The following is a 24398-nucleotide window of genomic DNA, read 5'->3' as shown; positions in this document are numbered from 1 at the left end:
AAACCATGTCTGAGACGCAAGCGCAAGAATTCGCCGGTCGGCTCTTTGACATGGCGCGCGAGGGCAACCTGGACCTCCTCGCCTATATCGACCACGGCGTGAATATCGACCTCGTCAACCACGAAGGCCAGTCCTTTATCATGCTCGCCGCCTATCATGGCCACGCCGAGCTAGTTGCCGCACTTGCCCGCGCCGGCGCGGACGTCAACCTGCTCAATGATCGCGGCCAGTCCCCGCTGGCCGGCGCCATCTTCAAGAAGGAAGACGCGGCTATCGACGCCCTCCTTTCCGCCCACGCCGACCCCACCGCCGGCCAGCCTTCCGCGCTGGATTCCGCCCGCCTGTTCGGCCGCGAGGACCTCATCCCGCGCCTCGAAAGCGAGGCGGGGGAGTGACCTGGACATCCTTCTTCACCCTCTTGTTGATGAACCTGGTGGGCGTCGCCTCGCCGGGACCGGACATCATTTTGGTGACCCGCTACGCCACCCGCTCGCGCCGCCATGCCATTGCGGCGGCCGCCGGCATTCAGATCGGCGTGCTCTTTTGGTGCGCCGCCACCGTTTTCGGCGCCGCCGCGCTGCTGACGGCCTTCCCGGAAATTTTGGGCGCGGTCCAAGCCGTCGGCGGCTGCTTCCTGGTATTTATGGGTTCGCGCGCGCTGCGCAGCGGCATCGCCCAGCGCGCCAACCCGCCCGTGGACTTAGAAGACGCCGCCGCCCAGCTCGGCCGCCTGCGCACCGCCTTCAAGGTGGGGCTAGCCACGAATATGTCCAACCCGAAAATCGTGCTCTTCCTCGCCGCGATGATCGCCCCGCTGCTTCCCGCCAGCCCACCCGCATGGTTGGCCATCGCGCTCACGCTCTCGTTATCGCTGTCGGCCTTCCTCTTCTTCCTCGTCGTCGCCACGGTAATTTCCACCAATGCCGTGCGCCGCAAGCTCATCGCCGCCGGCCCGTGGATCGACATCGGCTCTGGCCTCTTCTTCATCATCGCCGGCATCGTCCTTATCATTTCCGGCGGGCAGAACCTGCTGGCTTAAAACAGGCGCGGCGTGCCCTCGGCCACCGTGTCCAGCACCCACTGGGTCCAGCGGGCGACGGTGGAGGCGCGTCGCCGGGACGTCGCCAAGCTGAGCCCCAGCCCCTCCATGGCCGCACAAATCTCCGCGGTGCTAGCCACCGCGCCGCGGGCCAGGCTGAGCTCAAGCACCTCGCGGAAAACCCGCCGCGCTGCCAGCACCCGTATCAGCGCTGCATTCCGGGCGTCGCGCTGCGGCTGCTCGATAACCCGCCGCCCGTGCTCCGTCGGCTCCCACGTGTCCTCCACCGGCTCCGCCAGCCCCAGGTAGCGCGCGGCATTGGCATAATAATCCGCCTGCCGCGGGTCGAAATCATAGCGCTGGGTAATCTCCGCCTTGCTTAGCGGCTGCAGTGCGATGAGCTCGAGAAGGTTGACCACCCGCTCGAAGCTATTGGCCTGCGGGAAGGGCACGGCCGGCTCGGGTTCGGGCTCTACCGCCCGCACAATGTCGAACGCCGCCTGCGCGTCCAAATGCGAGGCGGACAGCGCGTAGCGAGCGCTATCCACCAGCGCAATGCTGCGAAAATCCGCCGGATCCCGAAACTCATAGCGGTAGAGGTGGAAAATACCATTGGAATACACCAGGTAAACCGGCACGACATCCTTGGCCAGGCGCTGCTGGAACCGGCGATACGGAAAATACAGCTGCCGGATATTGAAATCATCCGAAAGGTGGTTCTTCGCCTCCACCAGCACCAGGTGCTCGAGCGATTCAAAGCCGCCGTCGATTTCCATCTGCGCGCGGTCCACCGCCACATCCACGTCCAAGTCCGGCAGCCGCACCTTAAGCCCGTGCGTGGACATGCGCCCGGCCACCGTCGCCTGCAATGGCCTGCAGCCCAGGAAGTCCTCTAGCATCCCGCTTGCCGACGCCCCATTTAACGCCACCGCCTCCGAGCTCACCCCCTCCAACGAAAGAGTGTCCAGACCCGCCGGCAGCTCCAGCGTGCGTACCTCGCCGCGCTGCGTTTGTGGAAACTGCTCGTACAGGTTGAATCGCCCCACCAGATATTCGCTGCGGCTGACCGGTAAGATTCCCAGTTGGAGACGCTGAAAAATCCACGGCCGCGACGTAGAAAAATCATGCTTGGCCATCAGCCGCGGCTGCCGGCCCGAGAGCCGTTCTAGCTCCCGCGCGCCGATATAGAAATACCCGCGCCGCTCCAGCTCCGCGTCGTATCCCGCCGCCAGGATGCGCAGCCACCCCCAGTCATTGACGCCGAGCTTCACCGACTCCGGCACACCAAAGCGCGCCCGCAGCTCCGGCGCTTCCGGCCCGCTAGTCACCGCGGACCTCGTAGTTGCGCACCAGGACCTCGTCGACCTTGCCCCGCTTCGAACCAACGGAGTTAATCGCCCGCGTTGCCCCCACGATTCCTACTTCATAGTCCGCATAGAGCTCGCGGATGAACTCGGTGGCCGAATTAGACAACAGGAACTTCACCCCGCGCCTATCCAAGTCATCGCAGACCTCTTTGAGACGCTCTTGTTCCGCACGGTCAAAGCCGCCCTTTTGGTAGCCGGTAAAGGAGCTCGTCACGTTCACCGGGTCATAAGGAGGGTCGAAGTACACAAAGTCCCCCTCGCGTGCCTGTGCTACCGCCGCGGCGAAATCGCCCTGCGAGAAGGCCACATCATTCTCCGCAAAATAGTGGTGCACCGCGCGCAGAGTGTCTTCATCGCAGATGGTGGGATTCTTATAACGCCCAAACGGGGCATTAAATTGGCCGGCCGCGTTCACGCGGTACAGGCCGTTATAGCAGGTGCGATTCAGATACAACGTTCGTGCCGCGCGCTCGACGGGGGAGAGGGCGGCAAACTCGTGGGCATCCCGGTCCACTGCGCGCAGCGCATAGAAAAACTCTGCCTCATTGGGGTAGCCCGCGAGCTCCTCAATGAGCTCATCGACCCCGCCGCGCACCACCTCATACAGGTTAATGAGCTCGCAATTGAGATCGTTGACCCGTGCGCTGGCCGGCTCCAGAGAGAAAAGCACCGCGCCGCCACCGATGAAGGGTTCATAGAAACGCCGCGGGGTATCCGCCGGCAGGGCGGCGTGAATATGCGGCAAGAGCTGGCGCTTCCCGCCCGCCCATTTCACCAGTGGCTTAACGTTTTTCATCGTTGACTCATCTTAGCCGCCCCATCGGACATGAGCACCATCGGGCTTTCGAACGTGCGAGCGGATAAGTCGGGTGCGCGGCCGGGCGGGGCTTGGCGCCCTGGTTGTCCAACGTCACAGTTTTCCCGAAAAGTGCCATGACGGGCGCAAACGCGCAGCCGTGCCGGCGGGAGATCCTCATGGCGTGTATGGCGGTTTCCCTGACCGAATATAAGGTAATAAAATCGCCCCAAAACCCTTAGTTTGTAGACAAAATAGAATTTCCTCACATTTTCTTAGGGAGAAAGAAAAGTTACTGAAGCTGGAAGAGCGTCGGGACAGAAAGGGGCATTTATGCCGCGTATATCAAAAATCCGAGTCGCTGCGCTCAACCTCGTCATCGAGAACGGTTATGACGGGTTCACCATGGAGGAGCTCGCTCACGAAGTGGGCGTTTCCCGCCGTACGCTTTTTAATTACATAAAAGACAAAGAATCGGCAGTTTTAGGCCCCGAAATGTCGGAGGAAGTGGAGAACCAATTCCAAAATTTCGCCGCAGGATTGCCCACCGGAAGCCTGCGCGAAGATTCCAAAATCATGGCTATGACCGTATTCAATCGTGCCGTAGGCGATGAGTTCTTCCCCGAAATCTCCCAGCTCACGGCCCAGGCGTTGGCTAAGGATACGAAGCTGCGCGCTCTGTACTGCCAGCGCAATAGCCGCATAATTCAGCGCGTCCGCCAGGCGGTGCAGGCCCGCGAAGGTTGGAAGTCCTCCGACCCGCGTCTCACGCCGACCGTCAATATCATCCACACCCAGTTCCTGACCGCCTTCGAGACCTTCGTGGAAACCCGTGGCGGAACTTCGCTTGCCGACGCCTTCCGTAGCGCCGGCGCCATCTTCGAAGACTACTTCAACGACGACCTGGCCTAAGCGCCCCGCCTAAGTCTCACCGGCCCTGCCTGCCGGTTCCGCCGCCCAAAATGAGCTAAGAAAATCCCCCGGCGCGCTCCGTAGAGCGCGACCGGGGGATAATCTGTGCAATGGCTCTTAGTCCATCTTGTTGAACGCGGAAGCCATGCCGGACTTCTTGTTGGCTGCGGTGTTGCGGTGGAAGACACCCTTGGACACGGACTTGTCCAGGGCACGGGATGCCACGCGCAGCTGCTTCTCAGCAGCAGCCTTGTCGCCAGCGGCAACGGTCTCGCGGAACTTGCGGATCTCGGTACGGACGGCGGAGCGAACGGACTTGTTGCGCTGACGTGCCTTCTCGTTGGTGATAACGCGCTTCTGCTTGGACTTGATATTTGCCATGAAAAATACCTCTTAGTAATCGAAAGTGATTGACGTAGAAACCGACCTACTCGGACTACTCCCGCGGCCAGCAATCACTGGCGCGCTCGGCGCTGGTATTCGAAGAGCGAACCCAAGGTCCTGCCCGCCCCGACCAGCGCGCCCGGCAAGTAAGTAACCAACACACAATAGCAGTACCGAACCCGACCTGCCAAAACCCTCCCCGCGGCCGCGGCCTGCGCGCTGGCTAGGCCCAGTGGTAGCGCGACCGCAACCTATTCGCGATTCGTTCGAATCTGCGTTCCGGGAAAAGCGTGCCTTGCCGGCGCACCTGCTCCTCGGATACCTCGAGCAGGCGGTCGAGACGCACCCAGCAATCGCACCCGGACTCGTCCCACTCTCCGGCACCGATTTCCAGCCAGGCGTCGTCAAGCGCATGCTTTGGGTTGGGGGAGATAAGCAAGCCCATTACCGTGGTGCGGGTGCGGCCGACGACCAAGATAGCCCGCTCGCGCGGTGGCGCCTGCTTACCTTCGGCCGGTACCCACACCCAGACCACCTCGCCGGAATCAGCCTGGCCGTCCATATCGGGGGTGAAAAATATGGACCGGGGGTGGGAGGCAGTGGCCTCTACCCGGATATCGGCGGCCTTGCGCGGCTCGTGGAACTCATCCGACCTATCCAGTCCCAACCGGGAATTAATGCGGCTCAGGCCGGTGTCTATCGGCTCGCGCTCGCTGATTCCCAGCGCTTGGCGCAGACGGGTGAGCATGGCGCTTTTCATGTCGACTATTGTAGACGTATGTCTGAAAACTTTGCGGCCACGACGTTTACGGATCCCGCCCGAATCCGAAACTTCTGCATTATTGCTCACATCGACCACGGCAAGTCGACGCTGGCGGACCGCATCCTGCAGCTATCCAAGGTGGTTGCGGAGCGCGATATGCGTGACCAGTTCCTCGATAATATGGACATCGAGCGCGAGCGCGGCATCACCATTAAGGCGCAGAACGTGCGCCTGCCGTGGGTGCCCCAGTCCGGCACCGCGCAGGGGGAGCAGATTGTCATGCAGATGATCGACACCCCCGGCCACGTGGACTTTACCTACGAGGTCTCCCGCGCGCTCGAGGCATGTGAGGGCGCCATCCTGCTTGTCGACGCCGCCCAGGGCATCGAAGCCCAAACCCTCGCCAACCTCTACCTGGCGATGGAAAACGACCTGGAAATCATCCCTGTCCTCAATAAAATCGACCTGCCGGCCGCCGACCCGGAAAAATACGCGCTGGAAATCGCCAATATCATCGGCTGCGAGCCGGAAGAGGTGCTGCGCGTGTCGGGCAAAACCGGCGAGGGCGTGGTCGAGCTGCTGGACAAGGTCTGCGAGCTAGTTCCGCCGCCGTCTTCTGAATTCGACGCCGATGCACCGGCCCGCGCCATGATTTTTGACTCCGTCTATGACACCTACCGCGGCGTGGTGACCTATATCCGCATGGTGGACGGCAAGCTCACCCCGCGCCAGAAGGTCACCATGATGTCGACCAACGCCAACCACGAGCTGCTGGAAATCGGCATCGTTTCGCCCACGATGCAAAAGTGCGAGGGCTTAGGCCCTGGCGAGGTGGGTTACCTCATTACCGGCGTAAAAGATGTTCGCGAGACCAAGGTGGGCGATACCGTCACCTGGTCCAACGGCGGTGCCGAAACCCCACTCAAGGGATACAAGGACCCGGACCCGATGGTTTACTCCGGCCTTTTCCCCATTTCCCAGGCCGACTTCCCGGACCTGCGCGATGCGTTGGAAAAGCTGCAGCTTAACGACGCCTCCTTGACCTTCGAGCCCGAAACCTCCGTCGCCCTCGGTTTTGGTTTCCGCTGCGGCTTCTTGGGCCTGTTGCACATGGAAATCACCCGCGACCGCTTGGAGCGCGAGTTCGGCCTCGACCTGATTTCCACCGCGCCTTCGGTAACCTACCGCGTGGTGGCTGAAGACGGCGAGGAAAAATGGGTCCATAACCCGTCTGACTGGCCGGAAGGAAAGCTTAACGAGGTCTATGAGCCTGTGGTGAAGATGACCGTCATCGTGCCCGAGCAGTTCGTCGGCCCCACCATGGAGTTGTGCCAGTCCAAGCGCGGCCAGATGGGTGGCATGGACTACCTTTCCGAGGACCGCGTGGAGCTGCGCTACACCATGCCGCTCGGTGAAATCATCTTCGACTTCTTCGATATGCTCAAGTCCCGCACCAAGGGCTACGCTTCGCTGAACTATGAAGAGGCCGGCGAGCAGCTCGCGGACCTAGTCAAGGTCGACATTTTGCTCAACGGCGACCCAGTCGACGCCTTCTCCGCCATCGTTCACCGCGATTCCGCCCAGTGGTACGGCAATAAGATGACCAAGAAGCTCAAGGAGCTCATCCCGCGTCAGCAGTTCGAGGTGCCCGTCCAGGCGGCCATCGGCTCGAAGATCATCGCCCGCGAAAACATCCGCGCCATGCGCAAGGACGTGCTGGCGAAGTGCTACGGCGGCGATATCTCCCGTAAGCGCAAGCTGCTGGAGAAGCAGAAGGCCGGTAAGAAGCGCATGAAGACGCTGGGCTCCGTCTCGGTGCCGCAGGAGGCCTTCGTGGCCGCGCTGTCTACCGACGCCGACGATTAATCCACTCCACGCATGCCGAACTCACCTCGCAGCCACGCCGTGGTTGCGAGGCTGTCAGCTGCCGGATTCCACGGCAGGCTTGAGCGCCCCGGTCCGCGCAGGAGGGTTGGGGCTGGGGCTTCAGGCGAGTAGTTAGGTTGAATCGGCCCAGGGTGGGACCCAGACTATTCGGCCCTGGCGCCGCTCGAGGCGGCCGCGCACCGGCGGAGCGTGCGGATCGTCGTCGTTGACGCCATTGTGATACGGGCACGCCACGCTGAGATTCGCCATATTGGTCTCGCCGCCGTGTTTCCACGCCTGCAGGTGGTGGATCTGGCACTTATCCGCCGGATAGTTGCACTCGGCCCACGGGCAGGTGGGGTTTTCCGCGCCCGCCATGAGCCGCTGCTTATCCGAGGCATGCCGCGAGGTGCGATACAGGTTCACCGCTCCCTCATAAGGATGGACGAGGGTGACAAGCCCGCATTCGGCCAAGCGCTTTTCCACCAGCTTCGCGCCGCTGATTTCGGCGCCATTGGTAAGGCGTAGCGTGATTTCCTCGCCTCCACCGCTTAAGATTTCATCCAATTCATCGAGCTGGATGATGATATTCGTCGTGGCAGTAGGCCGCGCCGCAGCCCCGCCGCGGAAGAAGATATTCTCTACGGAATCAAGCGGCTTTTCCTCATTGATGCTGGCGTGCAGGTCAGCAATGAAATCGGAATCGCCGGTAATCGAAAGCGTCGACGGCCCGCCCTTGCGCCGCGTCATCCGCACACCCTTCTCCGGCTGCCGCGGCGGATATAGCTCCTTCAACCGCGTGCGCGCGAGCTGCTCCACGTCCTGGTCGGTCGCGCACAATTCAGCGCGCAGCGCCCACGCATCCCGCTTGGATTTCGTGCGCGAAACGTACTTTTCAATGATCTTCAACGTCGCCAAGCAATGCTTGGTCGCCCGGCACGAGCGCTGCCGGCGGGTGAAGGGAGTGGAGCCAAAGTAGACGTCGGCAAGCGCAAGCAGGCTCCGTGCCTCCTGCCGGGGAAGCCCCAGCCGGCGCAGGTCGGCCTCGCGCGCGCCAGAGACCTCGCCGAGAAGCTCCATCGGCGAGGCAAGTTGGCGGGCGTAGTCCTGCAAGCGGGTCATGCCGGCGAGCCTAAGACACCCCGCAAGCCCGCGGTAGCCCACCCGCGCCCGCCTGTGGATAACTCGCCCCACCCGTCACACCAACCCCGAACCCGCCGGGCGCCCTGTGGATAACCTGCGGTACCCTCGAATAGGAAAGCGAGAAAGGAGCTCCCCATGACTGACCCGACCAAGCGGATTCGCCCCGCCAACCCCGGCCGCCTGGCCGCCCCGCGCCAGGCCCAGCAGCTGCCGCCCCTGCCGGTGACGCGGGCGCGCATTGGTGAGCGGGTGGCCACCGAGGTATTCCAGGAAATGGGCGAGAGCATGCTCGAGGAGCTGCAGAACTTCCGCCGCGACCTGCACCGCAACCCGGAAATCGGCCTGGACCTGCCGCGCACGCAGAAGAAGGTCCTAGAAGCGCTGGAGGGCCTGCCGCTGGAGATTCACGTGGGCCAGGATTTGAGCTCGGTGGTGGCCGTGCTGCGCGGCGGCCAGCGCGGCGAGCGGCCGGTGTCGGTGCTTTTGCGCGCGGACATGGATGCCCTCGAAGTGCGCGAGCAGACCGGCAGCCCGTTCGCGTCGACGAATGGGTATATGCACGCCTGCGGCCACGATCTGCACACCGCTGGTCTGGTGGGCGCGGCGCGGATTCTGTGCGAGCACCGCGAGGAGCTGCACGGCGATGTCACCTTTATGTTCCAGCCCGGCGAGGAAGGCCCGGGCGGCGCGCTGCCGATGATTGAGGAGGGCGTCCTCGACGCCGCTGGCCGACGCCCCATTGCTGCCTACGGCCTCCACGTCGGCCCGCAGGACCGCGGCACCTTCCACTATGTGCCAGGCCCGATGATGGCCAGCTCCTCCAACCTGACCATTACTGTGCTGGGCAAGGGCGGGCACGGCTCCCGCCCGCACGATGCCATCGACCCGGTGGCGGCGCTGGCGGAGATTCAGATGTCGCTGCAGACCGCGCTGACCCGCCGTTTTGATGCGCTGGAGCCCATCGTGATTACCGTGACCAACCTGTGGGCTGGCGACGGCGCGTATAACGCCATCCCGGAGCGCGCGGCCTTGGGCGCTACGGTGCGCGTGCTGCGGGATGAGAAGATCGACGCCGTGCGGCAGATGATTACGGAGGTCTCCAGCTCCGTCGCCGCCTCGCACCGCTGCACCGCGCAGGTGGATTTCGAGATTTTGTACCCGACCACCAAGACCAATGCGCGCGAGAACCAGTTCGCCGCCACCTTGTGGGGCCAGATGTTTGGCGCCGAGAACGTCCAGCCTTTTGACGCCCCGATGATGGCCTCCGAGGACTTCGGCTACGTCCTCTCGCAGGTCCCGGGCACGTTTATGTGGATGGGCACGGCGAATCCGGAAAAGCCCGAAAATCAGCGCGAGTGGAATCACTCGCCGATGATGCGCTTTGATGATTCCGTACTCGGCATGCAGTCCGCGGCGCTGGCGGCCGTGGCGTTTGAGCGCCTGGCTACCGAGAACGAGCATCCGTCCGCGCAGACGAAGGCCATGCGCGATGCGGCCGGGGTGCAGAAATAAATCATCCCTAGGGACTATGGCCGCCGGCTTAAGCTTGAGGCCATGGTCAGAACGAAGTGGAGTACGGCGGGCATTGTGGCTGCCTGCGCGGTGGCGAATTGGCTCATCGGCATGGTGCTGATGAACCTCGACATTGAGGAGTATTCGCCGTCGTTTGCGGAGTATGGGCCCTATATCTGCACCGGGTTTGCGGTGGGCGTGCTGGGTATTATCGCCCTGCCCTTTGCCCTGGAGCACCAGCCGCGCGAGCTTTCCGACGTCGACTATGCCGGCTCCACCCGCAGCTTCATCGCTGGCTGCATCGTGCTGCTGGGGTCTAGCTCCTATTTTGGCGCGGCTAGTGGGCTCGTGGCTTTTATTTCTATGGTTTCACGCCGCTCGACCTCGCGCTCGGTGGTCGCAGTGGCGTGCTTCGTGGCGGCATTTGCGATTGATACCATCTTCAACCCCTATATGAGCTGGCACGAGATCGGGTGGGTTGGTGCCATCTTCGTCGTGGTCGTGATGGTCGCGGGGTTATTGGTGGGCCAAAAGCGCGCCAATCTGCGCGAAAAGCGGTGGCGGGTAGAGCAGCAAGCCCGGATGAACCGCGAAGAGATGCGCGCCAAGGTAGAACGCGCGCGGCAAGAGGAGCGCGAGAATATCGCGCGGGACATGCACGATACGCTCTCGCATCGGCTGAGCCTTGTGGCTATTCACGCGGGAGCGCTGAGCTATCCGCGCGAGGGCGTGCCGGAGGAGTTTACCGACGCAGCCCGCACCATCCGCGCCGAAGCCCAAAACGCGGTAGAAGATTTGCGGACTGTCTTAAGCGCCTTGCGCGAAGACCTTTCCCAGGACCCGCGCACCGGTGTAGAGGAGCTGGTCGCGAGCGCACGGGAGGCCGGCGCAGAGGTAACGGTGGCCTACGCGGACGGTGCCAGCCCGGACGTTTTTGACGGACTGTCCACGATGGCGCAGCATGCCGTGCATCGGGCAGTACAAGAGGGCTTGACGAACGCCCGCAAGCACGCGCTCGGTCAGCCGGTAAGCATCACGGTGCGCGAGGCGGCCGGCGCGGTGGACATCGAGATGCGAAACCCAGTCCCGCGCGGGACCCCAGGAACCGACACGGGCAATGGCGCGGACACCTCAGGTGGTTACGGACTGGTGGGCCTGCGCGAGCGTGTGGAGCTTTCCGGCGGGCGCATGAGCATCGCGGCTGACCAGGGAAGTCCGGAAAGAAAGGAAGGCGAGGAATTCAGATGGAGTATCCAGCTACCGCTAGCGCACAAGGAGGCTGCGCAATGAGCGAGATGAGTTGGCAACTGCGCCATCCCGAATACGGGCTCATGCGCATCGACCTAGAAGAGACCACAGCCCGCGAGGGATGGACGGGAGAGTACTTAGACTTTAAGCGCAGTCTTTTTACCTCCACCGTCAACGGAACCTCGCGCAAGCTCAGCTATACCGATACCGATGACTCGGCCTATAGCCTGGAATTCCTGCGCGGACACTGCGATGATAACGCGCCCGAAGACGCCGACCGCATCGAGCTGGTGGAGCGCCGCGGTTATGTCGTGCCGGAGTTTCGCGGGCAAGGCGCAAGGGTGATGTTTGCGGCGGTGGGGAAGCCGGACGTCGATAAGCAGCTGCACCGGGTAAGCCTGTGGACGTTGCTCCTGCAGACTGCGCTGACATTCATTGCGGCCACACTAGTCATCGAATTTTTCCCCAGAATCTTCGAAAAGCTAAACGATATTCTCGTGCCCTCCTTCCTCAACGGCGTAGTGGCGGGCCACGTGGGAATCGTGCCGATAGCGCTCGCGGCAGTGGTGGCGGTTACTGTGGCGTATACGCCCGTCGCATCGCAACTGTGGCGCGCGCGGTGGAATCAACCAGTAGGAAAGGGAGCATAATGGCCGATGCCCTGCGCGTAGTGCTCGTTGATGACGAGGCTCTAGTCCGCAGCGGCCTGCGCCTGCTGTTGTCTAATGCGCCCGATATCGAGGTCGTGGCCGAGGCGAGCAATGGCCGGGACGCGGTGGCTACCGTGCTCGATACGCAGCCCGATGTGGTGCTGATGGATATTCGCATGCCGGTCATGGATGGCATCGCGGCCGTGGAGAAGATTCTGTCCGTCCACGCAGTGCCGATCATCATGCTCACGGCCTTCGATACCGATTCCTTTATTTTGCGAGCCCTGCGCGCCGGGGCGGCTGGGTTCCTGCTGAAATCGACGCCGCCGGAATCGCTCATGGCGGCCGTGCGTGCGGCCGCGGCGGGGCAGCCGCTGTTGAGCCCGGAGGTCGTCGACAAGCTGGTAAGCATGCAGGGGCCCGCGCTTGACGACGCCCATTCGCACCACACCCGCACCGCCCGCAACCGCCTAGGCGCGCTTAGCTCTCGCGAGCGAGAAATCGCCGAGCTGGTGGCGCAGGGCTTGAATAACCAGGAAATTGCCGACCGGCTCGTGGTGTCCATGGCCACGGTAAAGTCCCATATGCAGCACATTTTGAAAAAGATCGGTGGCACGAGCCGCGTGCATATTGCGATCATGGTCTTGGAAGCCCGCGGTTAGGGAGCAGAGAATCCTCCCTGCGGGGGATACCGCGCGGGCGGCGGGCCGGCTTAGACTGGTGCGCGTTATGAAGTTATTCCGAAAATTCGACGCGATGCTGCAGCGACCGCTGTGGCAAAAGCTCGTCATCGCCGCGGTGGCCGTGATCGGCGATTTTTTGGTCGCCTCCGTCCACCTAAGTTCTTCCGAGGTCGTTGAAGATCGGTTAGTGCCCACGTTTGCAGCGATGCTAGGCACCTGGATCCTATTGCCCTTTGCTCTCCGGCATGCTGCGCGGGAGCGTGACCCGCGTAGCACCCAGCCGGGTCCGCGCAGCGCGTTGGTAGCGGCGACGATCATTTCTGCGACGGTCTCGATAGCCGAGTTCCGGCCTTCGGTATTTATGGCGGCATTTTCCGCTGCCTCGCGGCGCAGCCGGCTGTGGATGGCGGTGGTGTGCGTGGCCATGCTGGTTTCCAAGCTAGCAGCCACGGATATTTCCATACCTGCGGGTGAAAGTTTTGCGTATAAGCTGGGTTACTTCGGTAGCCTTGTTTACCCTGCGCTAATTGTGTTGGTTGTTGGGCTGGTGCGGTCGAACCAGAAGGAGCGCACGATTGCGCTTCAAGCGCAGGCCGAGCTCACGCATGAGGAAATGGCCACGCGGGAGAACTTTGCGCGGCAGGAGGAGCGCGACCGGATTGCGCGGGATATGCACGATACGCTCTCGCATCGGCTGAGCATGATCGCGGTCTACGCGGGTGGGCTGGCCTACCGCAAAGACTTGGATCCGGAGGAGACGCGGAAATCTGCGCGCACGATTCGCGATGAAGCCGAGGCCGCCGTAGGAGATCTGCGTGAGGCGCTGCACTCGCTGCGCAGCGAGGGGCGCATCGATCCGCGCGAGGGCGTGGACTCGCTGGTGGAGCGCTCCCGCCGGGCGGGCATGGACGTGGAGGTGCGCTACAAGCAGGGCACGGGGCCGCAGTCGCTGGCGGAGCTTAGCACCATGGCCGGCCACGCGCTCAATCGCGCGGTCCAGGAGGGCCTGACCAACGCCCGCAAGCATGCACCGGGCGAGCCGGTGACCATCACCATCGCCGCGCTTGCCGACGCCCTTTTAATCACCATGTCCAACCCCGTCGCCCCAGCCGAGAAGAAGAGGAGTGGGAACAGTGGCGGGTACGGGATCGTCGGCATGCGCGAGCGCGCTAGTGTGGTGGGCGGATCGCTGCAGGTAAACGATGAGGACGATAGGTTCTCGTGGTCTCTGCGCCTGCCCAGGAAGGAAGTACAGTGAGTGATATTCGTGTGGTGCTCGTCGATGATGAGCCGCTGCTGCGCCACGGCCTGCGCATGATCTTGGAAGGCGCGCCGGGCATCAGCGTCATCGGCGAGGCCGGAAACGGCAAGGAGGGAGTCGAGCTCATCCTGGCCGAGGAGCCGGACGTGGTGCTGATGGATATTCGCATGCCGGTCATGGACGGCATCGAGGCGACGGCGCAGCTGCATTCGCTGGCCGGCGCGCGCGATATCCCGGTGGTGATGCTCACCGCTTTTGATACCGACGAGTTCATCCTGCACGCCCTGCGCGCTGGGGCGGTGGGATTCTTGTTGAAGACGACGGCGCCGGAGGCGCTGGTGGCGTCGGTAAGAGCAGCGGCCCAAGGCCAGCAACAGTTAAGCCCGAAGGTGCTAAAAAACCTGGTGGGGTTGGCAGACACGCCGCCGCAGCCGGAACAGGAGATGATTCAGCCCAGTGGGCTAGATGAGCTTAGCGAGCGCGAAAATGAAATCGCCCAGCTGGTGGCCCAGGGGCTGAGCAATGCCGAGATTGCCGAGCAGCTTTTCATCTCGCTGACCACGGTCAAGACGCACATGAAGCACATCCTGGCCAAGATCGATGGCACCAACCGGGTGCATATTGCCATTGCAGTGCTTGGCGGCTAGCTCCTGCTCGGTGCGGGACCGGCTAGGGCCGACGGAAAATGGCGGAGACTAGCCCGATAAGCGCAATGGCGCCGACGATGATGGAGGCGGCCGGCCAGTATTGCGGGTAGTACTTGAGCGTGTAGCCAAAGACTTGGCCGTCATCGAAGTGCTGCCACAGTGTTACAGGCATCCACCACAGCTTGGTCAGGGTGAGCAGCGCGCCCACGAGGCCGGCGGCAACGCGGCTGCCCCCACGCAAGAAGAAGCTGGCCGCAACCAGCAGTACGCCCGCGATGGTCAGGGCGAAGAGGAGGGGAGTTTCGGTGCCCAGCGGAGAGCCGCGCAGCAGGAACTCGTGGTCAATTTCGTGTTGTTCGATGAGGGTATATCCATCGAGTACGACGTCATCTGGGATTCCCATTATTTCTCCTTATTAGTGTCCGGGGGCGGCTGGGGCGCCTGAGGTGGCATAGGGAAGGCCGACGGAAACGCGGAAATCTGCCACCCTAGAACCGGGTTGTACATCTATTATAGACAAATCTGTCTTAGAAGGCGTAGTCTGAGGCCTTTGACTCGATACAAGGAGACAGTGTGATTATTACCGGACTTCTCACCGGCATCGTCTTCGGTGCTGTGCTGCAGCGCGGGCGCTTCTGCGTGACCGGCATGCTGCGCGATATTTTCCTCACTAAGACCTGGCGCGGTTTTACCGCTCTGCTCATTTTGATCTCGGTCCATGCTTTTGGCCTTACCCTGTTGACCGGCGCTGACGTGCTCTCTCCGGAGATTGCTGATTTCAAACCAGTAGCCGTCATCGTTGGCGGCTTCATCTTTGGCCTTGGCATCATCTTGTCTGGCGGCTGCGCTTCAGGCACGTGGTACCGCTCTGCCGAGGGCCTAGTTGGCTCGTGGATTGCGCTGCTGTTTTATGGGCTATCGGCCGCGGCGATGAAGTCCGGTCCGCTGGCTGGGGCGAATGATTGGTTCAAGCAGTGGAGCCTGCCGGTAACCACCATCCACGACGCGCTGCATATCTCGCCGTGGATTCTCGTGGCTGTGCTGTGGGGCGTGACCTTTATGCTGTGTCGCCACTACCGCGCCAAGGATGCCGGGCGCCCGAAGGTGGACTTGGGCCAGCCGTGGTACGCCAAGCCGTTGAATATGAATATCGCGGCGGTTGCTGTTGGCATCATCGGCACGGTGGGTTTCGTACTCTCTGCCGACGCCGGCCGCAATGGTGGGCTCGGCATTACCACGCCGACTGCGGATATCGTGCGCTGGGCCGCCACCGGTGATTCCGTGCGCATGAATTGGGGCACCCTGTTGGTCATCGGCCTTCTGGTGGGTGCTTTCATTGCCGCGAAGTCCGCCGGCGAGTTCCGCGTGCGCGTTCCGGATGCACAGACTGCAACCCGCGCTATTTGGGGTGGCATCATGATGGGTATGGGTGCTTCGCTGGCTGGCGGTTGCACCGTGGGCAACGGCATGGTGGAGACCTCCTTGTTTAGCTTCCAGGGCTGGGTATCGTTGTTCTTTATGGCACTCGGCGTGGGTGCGGGCGCACGCCTATGGCTCAAGCCGAAGAAGGCGCAGGGCCACCAGTCACGGCAGCCGCAGACCTACTCCACCGAGGAGTCCGTGGATAACTCGGCGGTCTCCGCCGAGGAGAAGGTGCTGCCGAGCTTTGCCTCTGCCACCGGGGCAGTGGCGCTCAAGACCAAACCGCAGGCCAAGGAAAAGGCCCGTGCTCTAGGCGGTGGGCGCTACGCGCTGGATACCCTCGGTGCAGTCTGCCCGTTCCCCTTGATTGAGGCCAAGCAGGTCATGGCGGAGCTAGAGCCTGGTGAGGCGCTGGTCATTGATTTTGACTGCACCCAGGCCACCGACTCGATTCCGCAGTGGGCGGCCGATGAAGGCCATGAGATTCGTGATTTCCATCGCGCGGGCGATGCCGGCTGGCAGGTTACGGTAGTCAAGGGCGGCTAATTACATCATTGTCAGCTACTATGTGGAGGCAGAAGAATCGCGCGTGATTCTTCTGCCTCCTTTGTGGTTTGAAAGAAGTTATCTCATGCCCGAGTTTGATGATAATTCCACCGCCGTTGCGGATATTTTGCATGCCTTCGCCGTCTTTGAACGCGAGGAAGAACACGTGCTAGACGCGGAGCTGCGCCTTAACGTGTATGCCAGCTAGACCATGATTCGCGTCTTTTCCGCGCTGCTGCCTTCTGCCGCCGCGCGCGAGCATATGGTACATACGCTTAGGCCCATCCATGCGGCAACTACCAACGAGTTGCGCTGGACGGATCCGGATAATTGGCATGTGACCATGGCCTTTTATGGCGACCAGCCCAATGATGCCGCGGCTGTGCGCGAGCACCTCGCCCACGCGGTGGCTGGGCGCTCGGCGTTGGATGTGCATGTGAGCGGAGCGGGAAGTTTTGAGCAGCGCACCCTGTGGTTGGGCGTCGGTGGCCAGGCGCGGGGTGTGCGGGAGTTGATGGCGGATTGCCAGCTTGCCGATGTCCCCTTTAATCACCACCGCCCCCACCTCACCGTCGCGCGCGCCGGCCGGCGTACCCGTGATCCGTGGGTACTGGGGGATGTCGTGCGTGCGTTATCGGTGTACCGAGGACCGGACTTTTGCGCGGACCGGGTTTGCCTTATGCAATCGCACCTGGGCGAGGGCCGCGGCGGCGGGCCGCGCTACGAAGTAATTGAGGAATACCCCCTATTCTAGGCGGCGCGGGCGGCACGGATTTCCCGCACGAGGGCATCGAGCTCTTCGCGGGTGGCGGTGCGGTCTGGGTGGGTGGTGCAAAAGTCCAAAAGGAAGTAGCCGGCGTGCTGCAGCGCGATGTGGCGGGCCCAGAATTGGCGCACGGCATCTGGGTTATCGGCGGCGAGGGATTGGATGGCGCGGCGCTCGGAAAGCAGCTCGTACTGTAGGTCACGGCGTGCGGACAACACGGAATCCGGGGTATTGACAAAGAGCAGTCCGAGCAGGGTAGCCATGGATTCCATCGCGCGGACCTGCAGGCGGGCCTGATTGCGTACCGGGGCGCTGCGCTGCCATAGCCATAGCACCGCGGTGGCGATGAGGATGGACAAGAGGATCTCGCCGCAGCGAGCTTGAATGGTGGGCAACAGGGGGCGGGTAGCTGAGTTGCCCATGAGAAGCGCGAGCGGGGTGGAGAAGATAACGCAGATGGCGTAGTTTTTCGCCACGAAGATTTCGGCGCAGAATTGGCAGGCAGCCAGAGCCAGCAGCAGCGTCCAGCCATTAATACCGAAGTAGTGAAGGATGGAAAATAGCAGCACGCCCACTACAGAGCCGAGCATGCGGTGGATGCCGCGGACGGTGCCCGGCACATGGTCGGGTCCCCATTGCAGCATGAGGAAGGCAGAGACCACGCCCCAGTCCGGCCGGTCGAAGCCGAGGCTAAGGCCCACGAGCACGGTAATGATCGCCGAAAGAACCACCTTTTGGGTAGTGACCATGGCATGCGAATCCCGCACCGCGGCGCGGTAAAGCCGGTACCGGCCGGTGGGCCGGGTATGGGGGATAGCGGTGCGATTCGGGTCGACGTCGGTGACATGATCGGTAAGCTGGTCCGAATCGGAGCCGAGGTCAAGGGCGCGGTTATGTGCCACGATGGTGTGCTGGGCAGCAAGGGTGCGCTCTACTAGGTGGGCTCCTTGGGAGTCGATGATGCGGCCACCGCGGATAATGTGGGCGTCGGAAAGCGCCTGCCAAGCAGCAAAAAGTGCGGTTTGTGCTTGGTGGTGGCGGGCGAGTGAATCATCCTGTCCGGCCTGGAAGGCAGACGCGGCCTTTTCCAGGCTGGCTACGGCGCGGCGCTCAGGGCCGTGCGGGTCAAAAAGGGCCGGGGCCATGCCGAGGATCAAGCTGGCCACCATGCCCGTCAGCGCCCAAAAGAGCAGCTGGCCCACGGTGACATCGGTGCGGGCGAGCATGACCGAGCCGCCGCCGACCATGACGAGGAAGAAGGTGCCCGGTGGCGGCAGGCGCAGCGCATTTTGGGCAAAGCCACAACCGGCGGCCAATGCCGTGGAGTAGAGGCCTGCGAGTAGGAGCCACCAATGGCCGTGGCCGGGCGCAAAGATAAGATGGCCTACCAACACGCCGACGGCGGCGACGGTAATGAGCGCGGTGCCGGCGGTGAGCATGACGCGCGGGCGGGTGCGATAGGGCTGTCCCTCGCCAAAGATGACGGTAAACGCGCCGGTGGAAATGAGCAGGATAGCGTAGTCGTGGCCGGTAAGCAGCGCAATGGCGCCGGGCAGGAGAATCGCCAATCCCGCGCGCAGTGCACCAGGCCAGCGCACCGAGGCGCTATTAAATGCGGTGAGTAGCTGGGTGGTGCTAGGGCGCTGCGGGATGGGATAGTCAAGCTGGGCGGCCACGGAGCAGCAGGATCCTTTCTAAGTGGAGTTATCTGACCCGACTACCTTACGCCCACCAGCACCCGCTTCACATTTCGGCGGCCGCGATAAGCCGACGCGTGTAGTCCGTGCTGGGGGAGGACCATACGGCCTCGGTAGGGCCGTGCTCGATGAGCCGGCCGCGGTCGAGGACGGCGACACTATCGCATAGGTGGCGTACCACCGCAAGGTCGTGGGTGACAAAGAGTAAGGTGAGCTCTCGCTTGTCGATGATCTCTGCCAGTAGCTCCAAAACCTGCGCGCGCACGGACATATCAAGGGCCGAGACTGCTTCATCGGCCAGCAGGATATCTGGCTCGCCGCACAGCGCGCGGGCAATGGAAATGCGCTGGCGCTGGCCACCAGAAAACTCGTGCGGGAAGCGGTCGAGGCTATCGGCCGGAAGCCCGACCTCTGCAAGCACGGCCGCGGCGCGGGAGCGCTTTTCGGCTTTGTTTGGGTTGCCCGGCATGGCCTCTGCGATGGATTTCCAGATCTTTAGCCGCGGGTTGAGAGAGCCCTGCGGATCTTGGAAGACCATCTGCACTCGGCCACGGACAGTGACCTCGCCGCTTGTGGGCTGGTCGAGTCCGGCAATGAGCTTGAGCAGGCTGGTCTTGCCCGATCCGGAGCCACCCACAATGCCGAGGCGCTCGCCGTGGTGCACGCGCAGATCGATGCCGTCGAGTGCGGCGTGAGTGCCGTGCACCTTGCTAACCCCTTCGAGCGTGACGAGGGAATCTTCTGCTGCGGCCGGGGCAAGGCTCATCTCTGGCGGCTGTGAGGAGGCGATGAGCTCGCGGGTATAGGGATGCTCGGGCTGGGCAAGAATCCGCTCGGTAGGGCCCGACTCCACCACTGCGCCATGGTGCATTACCACAACGCGGGGACACATGCGGCGGATGACTCCCAAGTCATGGGTGATGAAGATCAGCGCGATGCCGCGAGCCTTGGTCACGCGCTCGATGACGCGCAATACGCCATCTTGCGTGGTGGCATCCAGCGCGGTGGTCGGTTCATCGCAGATGAGCAGATCGGGGTGGCCGGCCATGGCCATGGCAATGAGCACGCGCTGGCGCTGGCCTCCGGAGAGCTGATGCGGAAATCGGGAGGCAATGTCGGCATCAAGCTCCACCTCTTCGAGAGCGGTTGCGGTATCGCGCACCCCGGCGTGGGCCAGCTGTTTGCCCACGCGCATAAGCGGGTCCAGCGCGCTCATTGGCTCTTGGAAGACCATGGCCATGGTCTTCCCGCGCAATGGGCGGATACGGGAATCGCGTGTGCCGACTACCTCGTGGCCATCCACTGTGACGGAGCCGCTCGCGCGCACCCCATCGGGCAAAAGCCCCATGATGGACAGCGCAGTGAGCGATTTTCCGGAGCCGGATTCACCAATAATGCCGAGCTTTTCGCCGGCCGCGAGCTCGAAGTTAAGCGGCCCCAGAAGAGCAGTGCTGGACCCAGCAGCGGTGACCGCCAGGTTATCTACTTTGAGCAGGCTCATCGCGCGGATCCTTTCAGGCGGGGATCGAGGAGGTCACGGAGGGCGTCGCCAAGCAGGTTAAAGCCCAGCACTGTTGCCGCAATGGCCAGGCCGGGCCAGAAGGCCTGCAGAGGAGCGGTGCCCAGAAGCGACTGGGAATCTTGCAGCATCCGGCCCCACGAGGCGGCCGGTGGGGCGGTGCCTAAGCCAAGATAGGACAGGCCGGCCTCGGCCAGGATGGCAAGCGCGAAATATACCGAGGCCTGCACGATGAGCAGACCGGCAAGATTGGGCAGAATATGGCGCCACGCTACCTTCCAGCCCGGCACCGCGGAGATGCGCGCGGAGGAAATAAAGTCCTGCGTGATAACCTGCAGCGTGCCCGAACGCGCCACGCGGGCGAAGGAGGGAATGCCGGCGATGCCGATGGCAACCATGGCCGTTAGCGCCGAAGGGCCCCACACCGCGCCGGCAATAATCGCCAACAGCAGCGCGGGGAAGGCAAGCAACAGATCCGCGCCGCGCATCACCAGCGCATCGGCCCACCTGCCGCGACGCATGCCGGCCAGGATCCCCAATGGCACGCCTACGAGGGCGGCGATGCCTACCGCAATGAGCCCGACGAAGACAGTAATCTGGGCTCCCGCCATGATGCGGGAGGCGGTATCGCGCCCAAAGCGGTCCGTGCCCAGGAGATGCTCGGCGCTGGGGCCAGCAAGGCGTACATTCGGGTGCGCCAGCGTCGGGTCATACGGCGTCCACACCAGCGAAACCAGCGCCACCAGCACCGTGGCGGCAACGAGGAAGGCACCCAGCCAGCCAGAAAAACGCAGCTTCATTATTTCTCACCTGCCGTGATGCGCGGATCGATGAATCGGTAGGCCACATCCGTTAAGGCGTTGACCACCAAGGCGAAGGCAACGAGCAGCATGACCAGGGTTTGCACCGTGGTCAGATCGCGCACCGATACCGCATCCAACAGCATGGAACCAATGCCGGGGATGACAAAGACGGATTCGATCACCACCGCTCCCACGACCATCGTGGTCAGCTGCACGCCGGCCACGGTAAGCACTGGCAGCGCCGCATTGCGGAGGTCATGGCGCTTGAGCGCCTCCCACGGGGACTGGCCGAGCGCACGGGCGGTGCGGATATAGTCTTGATTCAGCACATCAAGCACCGCCGAGCGCACGTAGCGTGTGAGCATCGCACCCTGTACCACGGCCAGCGCAATGACCGGCAAAATAAGGTGGCGGATAAACTCGCCTGCTCCCTGGTTCGGCGGCACCCACCCATTGGCCGGCAGCCAGCCTAGATGGACGGCAAAGATGGCCACCAAGATGATGCCGAGGAGGAAGCTTGGCACCGCAATGCCCAGCTGCGTGCCGGCCGACACCACATCCGCGCCGCGGGTGCGGTTGCGCAGTGCCAGCCACATGCCCACCGGGATGGCCCCGGCCAGCGCCAGCAGCATCGCCAGGCCAATGAGGATGAGCGTGACTTGGGCGCGGTCTAGCACCAGCGGCGTAATATCCTGCTGCGAGGACAAAGACTGCCCAAAATTGCCGGTAAATAGGCCCTTTACCCACTCCCAATACTGCGTAAGCAGCGGGCGGTCCAGCCCCAGCTCGGAGCTCAGCTTGCCGACGGCCTCTTCGGTCGCATTGACCCCCAGCGCCACCCGCGCCGGGTTGCCCGGCACCGCGCGCATGAGCGCAAAAATGATGATGGAAGCTACAAAGAGCGTCAACGCGAAGCGCAGCAGCGGGCGTACGATGGCGCGCCCCGTGGTGCGAAGGGAACTCATCGGGCCTCCTTTCCGGTGTTCTCTGCGGCGGTGGTTTTAGCGTCCGCGTCCGCGTCGGCAGAGGTCAGGTCGCGCAGGATGAGCGCGTCGGTGACCTGATCTGGGTGAAGCCCGCGCACGCCAGCGCGGGTGAGCACGATATTGGGCATATTCATGAGCGTCAGCGCGCCCGCATCCGCCATGATCTGATCCACGGCCTGCGCCATGAGCTTGGGGTAGTCCTTCTCTGGGGCGGAATCGGCCTGGGCCAAAAGCTCACGGGTGCGTGGGGAATCGTAGTTGAGGTAATAATCCGGATCGCCGAATAGGGTGGGTACATCGCGCGGCTCCACGTGGGAGATGAGCGACATCTGATAGTCTTTTGCTCCCATCACCTGGCCTAGCCACACGGCTGGGAATTCGGCGGATTCCAGCCTCACCTTAAAACCAACTTCGGTGAGTTGCGAGTACAGCAGCTCGGCGACGGTCTGGGCGTAGGGAAGCGTCGGCGTGGTCAGCGTGATTTCGGCCCCTTCTGCGCCGGCCTCCGTGAGCAGCCTGCGGGCCTTTTCTGGGTCGTGGTCGTAGTAGTGCTTACCCTCGAACCACGGATCCGTAGGCGGGATCGGTGCGCCGCCGGTGTCTTTGGCTAGCCCATTCCACAACACGTCATTGGCTGCCTTGCGGTCTACAGCATAGGCCACGGCTTGACGCACGCGCGGATCGTTGAATGGGGCGCGGGCATTATTCATGGACAACAGCACCTCACCATTGGTGGTGCCGACCTCGGTAGCGATGCCGTCCTTGACGTCATCGAGAAGCTCCGGGTTTTGCACGCCCCAGACCACGTCCACGCCGCCGGCCTGCAGCGCATTGACCGAGGAGATGGTGTCTGGGAAATAGCGTACCGTCACATCCTGTGCCGCAGGCTTTCCCCAATATCCGTCGCGAACGTGCAGCTCAACGAATTCCGAGGGTGCAAAGCGGGAAACCTCATAGGGGCCGGTACCCACCGGCTGGGCGGCGAGGTTATCCATGCCATTAGGCGTCATCATCGCGCCGGTGGCTGTGCCCATGGACCAGAGCCAGCCATTCGACGGCTGCTTGAGGCGCACCTTGAGTGTGTGATCATCGGTGGCCGTGGCCTTGGCTACCGGATCCATGGCTGCAGAAATGCCATTGGTCCATTTCTCCTGAACGTAATTAATGGAAAAGGCCGCGGTCTCGGCGGTAAAAGCATCGCCATTGGAAAAGGTGACGCCCTCGCGCAGGTGGAAAGTATAGGTGCGGGCGTCATCGCTGATATCCCACGAAGTGGCAAGCCCTGGGGCAATGGAGCCGTCTTCATCGATGCGCACAAGGGTCTCGTAGACGTTGTCCATAAGCACGGCGGGGATGGCGGCGCCACCGGTGGTGGTGAAATCCAGCGAGGTGGCCGCAGAGGTGGAAGCCACGGTGAGGGAAGAAGGTGCGGTGTCGCTGCCTGCCTGGGTGGTATCAACCACCGCGGTATGGCCCGCGGAACACGCCGAGAGGGTTCCTACAGCGGCCGCCATGGCGAGGCTGCCCAGCGCCCTACTGGCGCGAAATCTTCTCATAAAAAGCAGGGTAGCCGGTGGGGATAGCTGCCGTGAAACTTATGCAAAATTTCCTGGTGTGGGGATAACTTCTAGGGGTGAAACGCCCCCACGTACGCTATTCATAGCCAGCTTCATGCGGTCCGCACGATAGAGGTATACCGCCAATTCGACTGGTTCGCCCGAGTGGTTGGATATTTCCATCTGGAGCCGCCACAGCGGGGTACCCGTAGCCACGCCAAGCGCTTCAGCGTCCTCCGCATCGGCTTCTTCCAACGTGAGTTCGCGGCGCACATTATCAAAGTCCACGCCGCACTCGCGCAGGTGCGCGTGAATGGATCCGGCATCCGCATCGAAGTCCAAGATGTGCTTTCCCACCACCATGGGGAAATACATGCGCTCGATGGCAATGGGGTGGTCTTCGGTATAGCGCACGCGGTGGACAAAGACGACATTTTGTTCTGGGTCTACGCGCAGAAAGCGGGTGATGTCCCGCGGCGCGCGGCGGCGAGCTAACCAGAGGGTGTGCTGCTGTGGATCTACGTCATATTCGCTCAACCAGCTGGAAATGGAGTAAATCGATTCAAAAAGCTCTGCCTGGGTGGAGGCCAAAACGGTAGAGCGGCGCCCGCGGCCTGAGGACACTAGCCCTTTGGCCCGCAAAGCTGCAACGGCTTGGCGCACGGGGCCGCGGGAGGAAGAAAACTTCTCGCACAAGTCTGCTTCACTAGGCAGGAAATCGCCTGGTTGCAGCACACCGGAGCTGATCTGTTCTCGCAGGTAATCAGCGATCTTCTTATGCTGCTGTTTATCGCGTGGGCTCATTCAACCTTTGTCCTTAGTTTCTCCGGGG

Annotated in this window: 25 protein-coding genes; 13 read left to right on the top strand and 12 right to left on the bottom strand. The window is 62.6% G+C overall.

The genetic code is table 11. The annotated features are described in order from the left end of the window. Positions 1–5 precede the first annotated feature (5 nt). Together QP909_RS08745 and QP909_RS08740 are read left to right on the top strand one after the other, a co-directional pair. Positions 6–395: an ankyrin repeat domain-containing protein gene (locus tag QP909_RS08745; RefSeq protein ID WP_284766956.1), complete on the top strand. Its 390-nt coding sequence runs from the start codon at positions 6–8 to the stop codon at positions 393–395. Then, positions 392–1039, top strand: coding sequence for a LysE family translocator (locus tag QP909_RS08740; RefSeq protein WP_239273945.1), 648 nt, complete (start codon positions 392–394; stop codon positions 1037–1039). The genes QP909_RS08745 and QP909_RS08740 overlap by 4 nt, the downstream gene beginning before the upstream one ends. Here the strand turns inward: QP909_RS08740 and QP909_RS08735 are convergent. Both QP909_RS08735 and QP909_RS08730 read right to left on the bottom strand, forming a co-directional pair. Beyond that, positions 1036–2367, bottom strand: coding sequence for a type II restriction enzyme (locus tag QP909_RS08735; RefSeq protein ID WP_284766955.1), 1332 nt, complete (start codon positions 2365–2367; stop codon positions 1036–1038). The two genes, QP909_RS08740 and QP909_RS08735, sit on opposite strands and share 4 nt — an antisense overlap. Further along, positions 2360–3202, bottom strand: coding sequence for a DNA adenine methylase (locus QP909_RS08730; protein ID WP_284766954.1), 843 nt, complete (start codon positions 3200–3202; stop codon positions 2360–2362). Before QP909_RS08730 ends, QP909_RS08735 begins: the two co-directional genes overlap by 8 nt. A gap of 333 nt (positions 3203–3535) precedes the next feature. Between QP909_RS08730 and QP909_RS08725 the strand changes: the two genes are divergently transcribed. Then, positions 3536–4114, top strand: coding sequence for a TetR/AcrR family transcriptional regulator (locus QP909_RS08725; RefSeq protein WP_225746569.1), 579 nt, complete (start codon positions 3536–3538; stop codon positions 4112–4114). A 117-nt stretch (positions 4115–4231) separates the two neighbouring features. Here QP909_RS08725 and rpsT read toward each other — a convergent pair whose 3' ends face one another. Both rpsT and QP909_RS08715 read right to left on the bottom strand, forming a co-directional pair. Then, positions 4232–4495: a 30S ribosomal protein S20 gene (gene rpsT / locus QP909_RS08720; protein WP_005324114.1), complete on the bottom strand. Its 264-nt coding sequence runs from the start codon at positions 4493–4495 to the stop codon at positions 4232–4234. Between the two features lie 226 nt (positions 4496–4721). Next, positions 4722–5258 (bottom strand): type II toxin-antitoxin system PemK/MazF family toxin, encoded by a 537-nt coding sequence (locus QP909_RS08715; RefSeq protein ID WP_284766953.1) that lies wholly within the window; start codon positions 5256–5258, stop codon positions 4722–4724. Positions 5259–5276: 18 nt separating this feature from the next. On the opposite strand from QP909_RS08715, the gene lepA reads away from it, so the two are divergent. Then, positions 5277–7127, top strand: coding sequence for a translation elongation factor 4 (lepA, locus tag QP909_RS08710; protein WP_005324118.1), 1851 nt, complete (start codon positions 5277–5279; stop codon positions 7125–7127). Positions 7128–7259: 132 nt separating this feature from the next. Here lepA and QP909_RS08705 read toward each other — a convergent pair whose 3' ends face one another. Further along, positions 7260–8249: an HNH endonuclease signature motif containing protein gene (locus QP909_RS08705; RefSeq protein ID WP_284766952.1), complete on the bottom strand. Its 990-nt coding sequence runs from the start codon at positions 8247–8249 to the stop codon at positions 7260–7262. 156 nt (positions 8250–8405) lie between these two features. Here QP909_RS08705 and QP909_RS08700 point away from each other — a divergent pair, with 156 nt between their 5' ends. From QP909_RS08700 to QP909_RS08675, 6 genes are all read left to right on the top strand, one after another. Continuing rightward, entirely contained in the window at positions 8406–9782 is a 1377-nt protein-coding gene (locus tag QP909_RS08700) for a M20 metallopeptidase family protein (RefSeq protein ID WP_284766951.1), read from the top strand. A gap of 42 nt (positions 9783–9824) precedes the next feature. Further along, positions 9825–11072: a sensor histidine kinase gene (locus QP909_RS08695; protein WP_284766950.1), complete on the top strand. Its 1248-nt coding sequence runs from the start codon at positions 9825–9827 to the stop codon at positions 11070–11072. Continuing rightward, the gene (locus QP909_RS08690; protein ID WP_284766949.1) at positions 11069–11680 is read left to right on the top strand and encodes a hypothetical protein; all 612 of its coding nucleotides are present in this window, start codon (positions 11069–11071) and stop codon (positions 11678–11680) included. The genes QP909_RS08695 and QP909_RS08690 overlap by 4 nt, the downstream gene beginning before the upstream one ends. Further along, positions 11677–12342, top strand: a complete 666-nt coding sequence (locus QP909_RS08685) for a response regulator (protein ID WP_284766980.1) — start codon at positions 11677–11679, stop codon at positions 12340–12342. Before QP909_RS08690 ends, QP909_RS08685 begins: the two co-directional genes overlap by 4 nt. A gap of 67 nt (positions 12343–12409) precedes the next feature. Further along, positions 12410–13621, top strand: a complete 1212-nt coding sequence (locus tag QP909_RS08680) for a sensor histidine kinase (protein ID WP_284766948.1) — start codon at positions 12410–12412, stop codon at positions 13619–13621. Next, positions 13618–14271 carry a response regulator gene (locus QP909_RS08675; protein WP_284766947.1) on the top strand — a complete coding sequence of 218 codons (654 nt, stop codon included), beginning with the start codon at positions 13618–13620 and terminating at the stop codon, positions 14269–14271. The genes QP909_RS08680 and QP909_RS08675 overlap by 4 nt, the downstream gene beginning before the upstream one ends. Before the next feature lie 22 nt (positions 14272–14293). On the opposite strand, the gene QP909_RS08670 is transcribed toward QP909_RS08675, so the two are convergent. Continuing rightward, positions 14294–14674: a hypothetical protein gene (locus QP909_RS08670; protein ID WP_200288755.1), complete on the bottom strand. Its 381-nt coding sequence runs from the start codon at positions 14672–14674 to the stop codon at positions 14294–14296. Positions 14675–14844: 170 nt separating this feature from the next. Between QP909_RS08670 and QP909_RS08665 the strand changes: the two genes are divergently transcribed. From QP909_RS08665 to thpR, 3 genes are all read left to right on the top strand, one after another. Further along, positions 14845–16239, top strand: coding sequence for a YeeE/YedE thiosulfate transporter family protein (locus tag QP909_RS08665; protein ID WP_284766946.1), 1395 nt, complete (start codon positions 14845–14847; stop codon positions 16237–16239). An 85-nt stretch (positions 16240–16324) separates the two neighbouring features. Continuing rightward, positions 16325–16447 carry a hypothetical protein gene (locus QP909_RS08660; protein ID WP_005324145.1) on the top strand — a complete coding sequence of 41 codons (123 nt, stop codon included), beginning with the start codon at positions 16325–16327 and terminating at the stop codon, positions 16445–16447. Between the two features lie 3 nt (positions 16448–16450). Beyond that, positions 16451–16993, top strand: coding sequence for an RNA 2',3'-cyclic phosphodiesterase (gene thpR, locus QP909_RS08655; RefSeq protein WP_200288757.1), 543 nt, complete (start codon positions 16451–16453; stop codon positions 16991–16993). Here the strand turns inward: thpR and QP909_RS08650 are convergent. From QP909_RS08650 to QP909_RS08625, 6 genes are all read right to left on the bottom strand, one after another. After that, the gene (locus tag QP909_RS08650) at positions 16990–18681 is read right to left on the bottom strand and encodes an FUSC family protein (protein WP_200288758.1); all 1692 of its coding nucleotides are present in this window, start codon (positions 18679–18681) and stop codon (positions 16990–16992) included. The genes thpR and QP909_RS08650 overlap by 4 nt on opposite strands. A 67-nt stretch (positions 18682–18748) precedes the next feature. Continuing rightward, on the bottom strand, positions 18749–20203 hold the full coding sequence (locus QP909_RS08645) for an ATP-binding cassette domain-containing protein (RefSeq protein WP_200288759.1): 1455 nt from the start codon (positions 20201–20203) through the stop codon (positions 18749–18751). Beyond that, positions 20200–21021: an ABC transporter permease gene (locus QP909_RS08640; RefSeq protein WP_284766944.1), complete on the bottom strand. Its 822-nt coding sequence runs from the start codon at positions 21019–21021 to the stop codon at positions 20200–20202. Before QP909_RS08640 ends, QP909_RS08645 begins: the two co-directional genes overlap by 4 nt. Further along, a complete protein-coding gene (locus QP909_RS08635; protein WP_284766943.1) occupies positions 21021–21989 on the bottom strand; it encodes an ABC transporter permease in 969 nt (322 codons plus the stop codon). Before QP909_RS08635 ends, QP909_RS08640 begins: the two co-directional genes overlap by 1 nt. Next, positions 21986–23566 (bottom strand): ABC transporter substrate-binding protein, encoded by a 1581-nt coding sequence (locus tag QP909_RS08630; RefSeq protein ID WP_284766942.1) that lies wholly within the window; start codon positions 23564–23566, stop codon positions 21986–21988. The genes QP909_RS08635 and QP909_RS08630 overlap by 4 nt, the downstream gene beginning before the upstream one ends. A 39-nt stretch (positions 23567–23605) precedes the next feature. Then, positions 23606–24370 (bottom strand): GntR family transcriptional regulator, encoded by a 765-nt coding sequence (locus QP909_RS08625; protein WP_284766941.1) that lies wholly within the window; start codon positions 24368–24370, stop codon positions 23606–23608. Positions 24371–24398 lie beyond the last annotated feature (28 nt).

The sequence above is a fragment of the Corynebacterium sp. MSK195 genome (assembly GCF_030228885.1).
Classification (GTDB): Bacteria; Actinomycetota; Actinomycetes; order Mycobacteriales; family Mycobacteriaceae; genus Corynebacterium.
The sequence above is the reverse complement of the archived record's forward strand: the minus strand, read 5'-3'. Positions and strand labels throughout refer to the sequence as shown.

What these genes read in the sequence shown, in the direction of transcription:
- lepA (WP_005324118.1), top strand. Translation starts at nt 5,277, where the DNA reads ATGTCTGAAAACTTTGCGGCCACGACGTTTACGGATCCCGCCCGAATC.
- QP909_RS08630 (WP_284766942.1), bottom strand. Translation starts at nt 23,566, where the DNA reads ATGAGAAGATTTCGCGCCAGTAGGGCGCTGGGCAGCCTCGCCATGGCG.
- QP909_RS08695 (WP_284766950.1), top strand. Translation starts at nt 9,825, where the DNA reads ATGGTCAGAACGAAGTGGAGTACGGCGGGCATTGTGGCTGCCTGCGCG.
- rpsT (WP_005324114.1), bottom strand. Translation starts at nt 4,495, where the DNA reads ATGGCAAATATCAAGTCCAAGCAGAAGCGCGTTATCACCAACGAGAAG.
- QP909_RS08730 (WP_284766954.1), bottom strand. Translation starts at nt 3,202, where the DNA reads ATGAAAAACGTTAAGCCACTGGTGAAATGGGCGGGCGGGAAGCGCCAG.
- QP909_RS08640 (WP_284766944.1), bottom strand. Translation starts at nt 21,021, where the DNA reads ATGAAGCTGCGTTTTTCTGGCTGGCTGGGTGCCTTCCTCGTTGCCGCC.
- thpR (WP_200288757.1), top strand. Translation starts at nt 16,451, where the DNA reads ATGATTCGCGTCTTTTCCGCGCTGCTGCCTTCTGCCGCCGCGCGCGAG.
- QP909_RS08745 (WP_284766956.1), top strand. Translation starts at nt 6, where the DNA reads ATGTCTGAGACGCAAGCGCAAGAATTCGCCGGTCGGCTCTTTGACATG.
- QP909_RS08635 (WP_284766943.1), bottom strand. Translation starts at nt 21,989, where the DNA reads ATGAGTTCCCTTCGCACCACGGGGCGCGCCATCGTACGCCCGCTGCTG.
- QP909_RS08625 (WP_284766941.1), bottom strand. Translation starts at nt 24,370, where the DNA reads ATGAGCCCACGCGATAAACAGCAGCATAAGAAGATCGCTGATTACCTG.
- QP909_RS08660 (WP_005324145.1), top strand. Translation starts at nt 16,325, where the DNA reads ATGCCCGAGTTTGATGATAATTCCACCGCCGTTGCGGATATTTTGCAT.
- QP909_RS08715 (WP_284766953.1), bottom strand. Translation starts at nt 5,258, where the DNA reads ATGAAAAGCGCCATGCTCACCCGTCTGCGCCAAGCGCTGGGAATCAGC.
- QP909_RS08645 (WP_200288759.1), bottom strand. Translation starts at nt 20,203, where the DNA reads ATGAGCCTGCTCAAAGTAGATAACCTGGCGGTCACCGCTGCTGGGTCC.
- QP909_RS08670 (WP_200288755.1), bottom strand. Translation starts at nt 14,674, where the DNA reads ATGGGAATCCCAGATGACGTCGTACTCGATGGATATACCCTCATCGAA.
- QP909_RS08690 (WP_284766949.1), top strand. Translation starts at nt 11,069, where the DNA reads ATGAGCGAGATGAGTTGGCAACTGCGCCATCCCGAATACGGGCTCATG.
- QP909_RS08725 (WP_225746569.1), top strand. Translation starts at nt 3,536, where the DNA reads ATGCCGCGTATATCAAAAATCCGAGTCGCTGCGCTCAACCTCGTCATC.
- QP909_RS08700 (WP_284766951.1), top strand. Translation starts at nt 8,406, where the DNA reads ATGACTGACCCGACCAAGCGGATTCGCCCCGCCAACCCCGGCCGCCTG.
- QP909_RS08680 (WP_284766948.1), top strand. Translation starts at nt 12,410, where the DNA reads ATGAAGTTATTCCGAAAATTCGACGCGATGCTGCAGCGACCGCTGTGG.
- QP909_RS08705 (WP_284766952.1), bottom strand. Translation starts at nt 8,249, where the DNA reads ATGACCCGCTTGCAGGACTACGCCCGCCAACTTGCCTCGCCGATGGAG.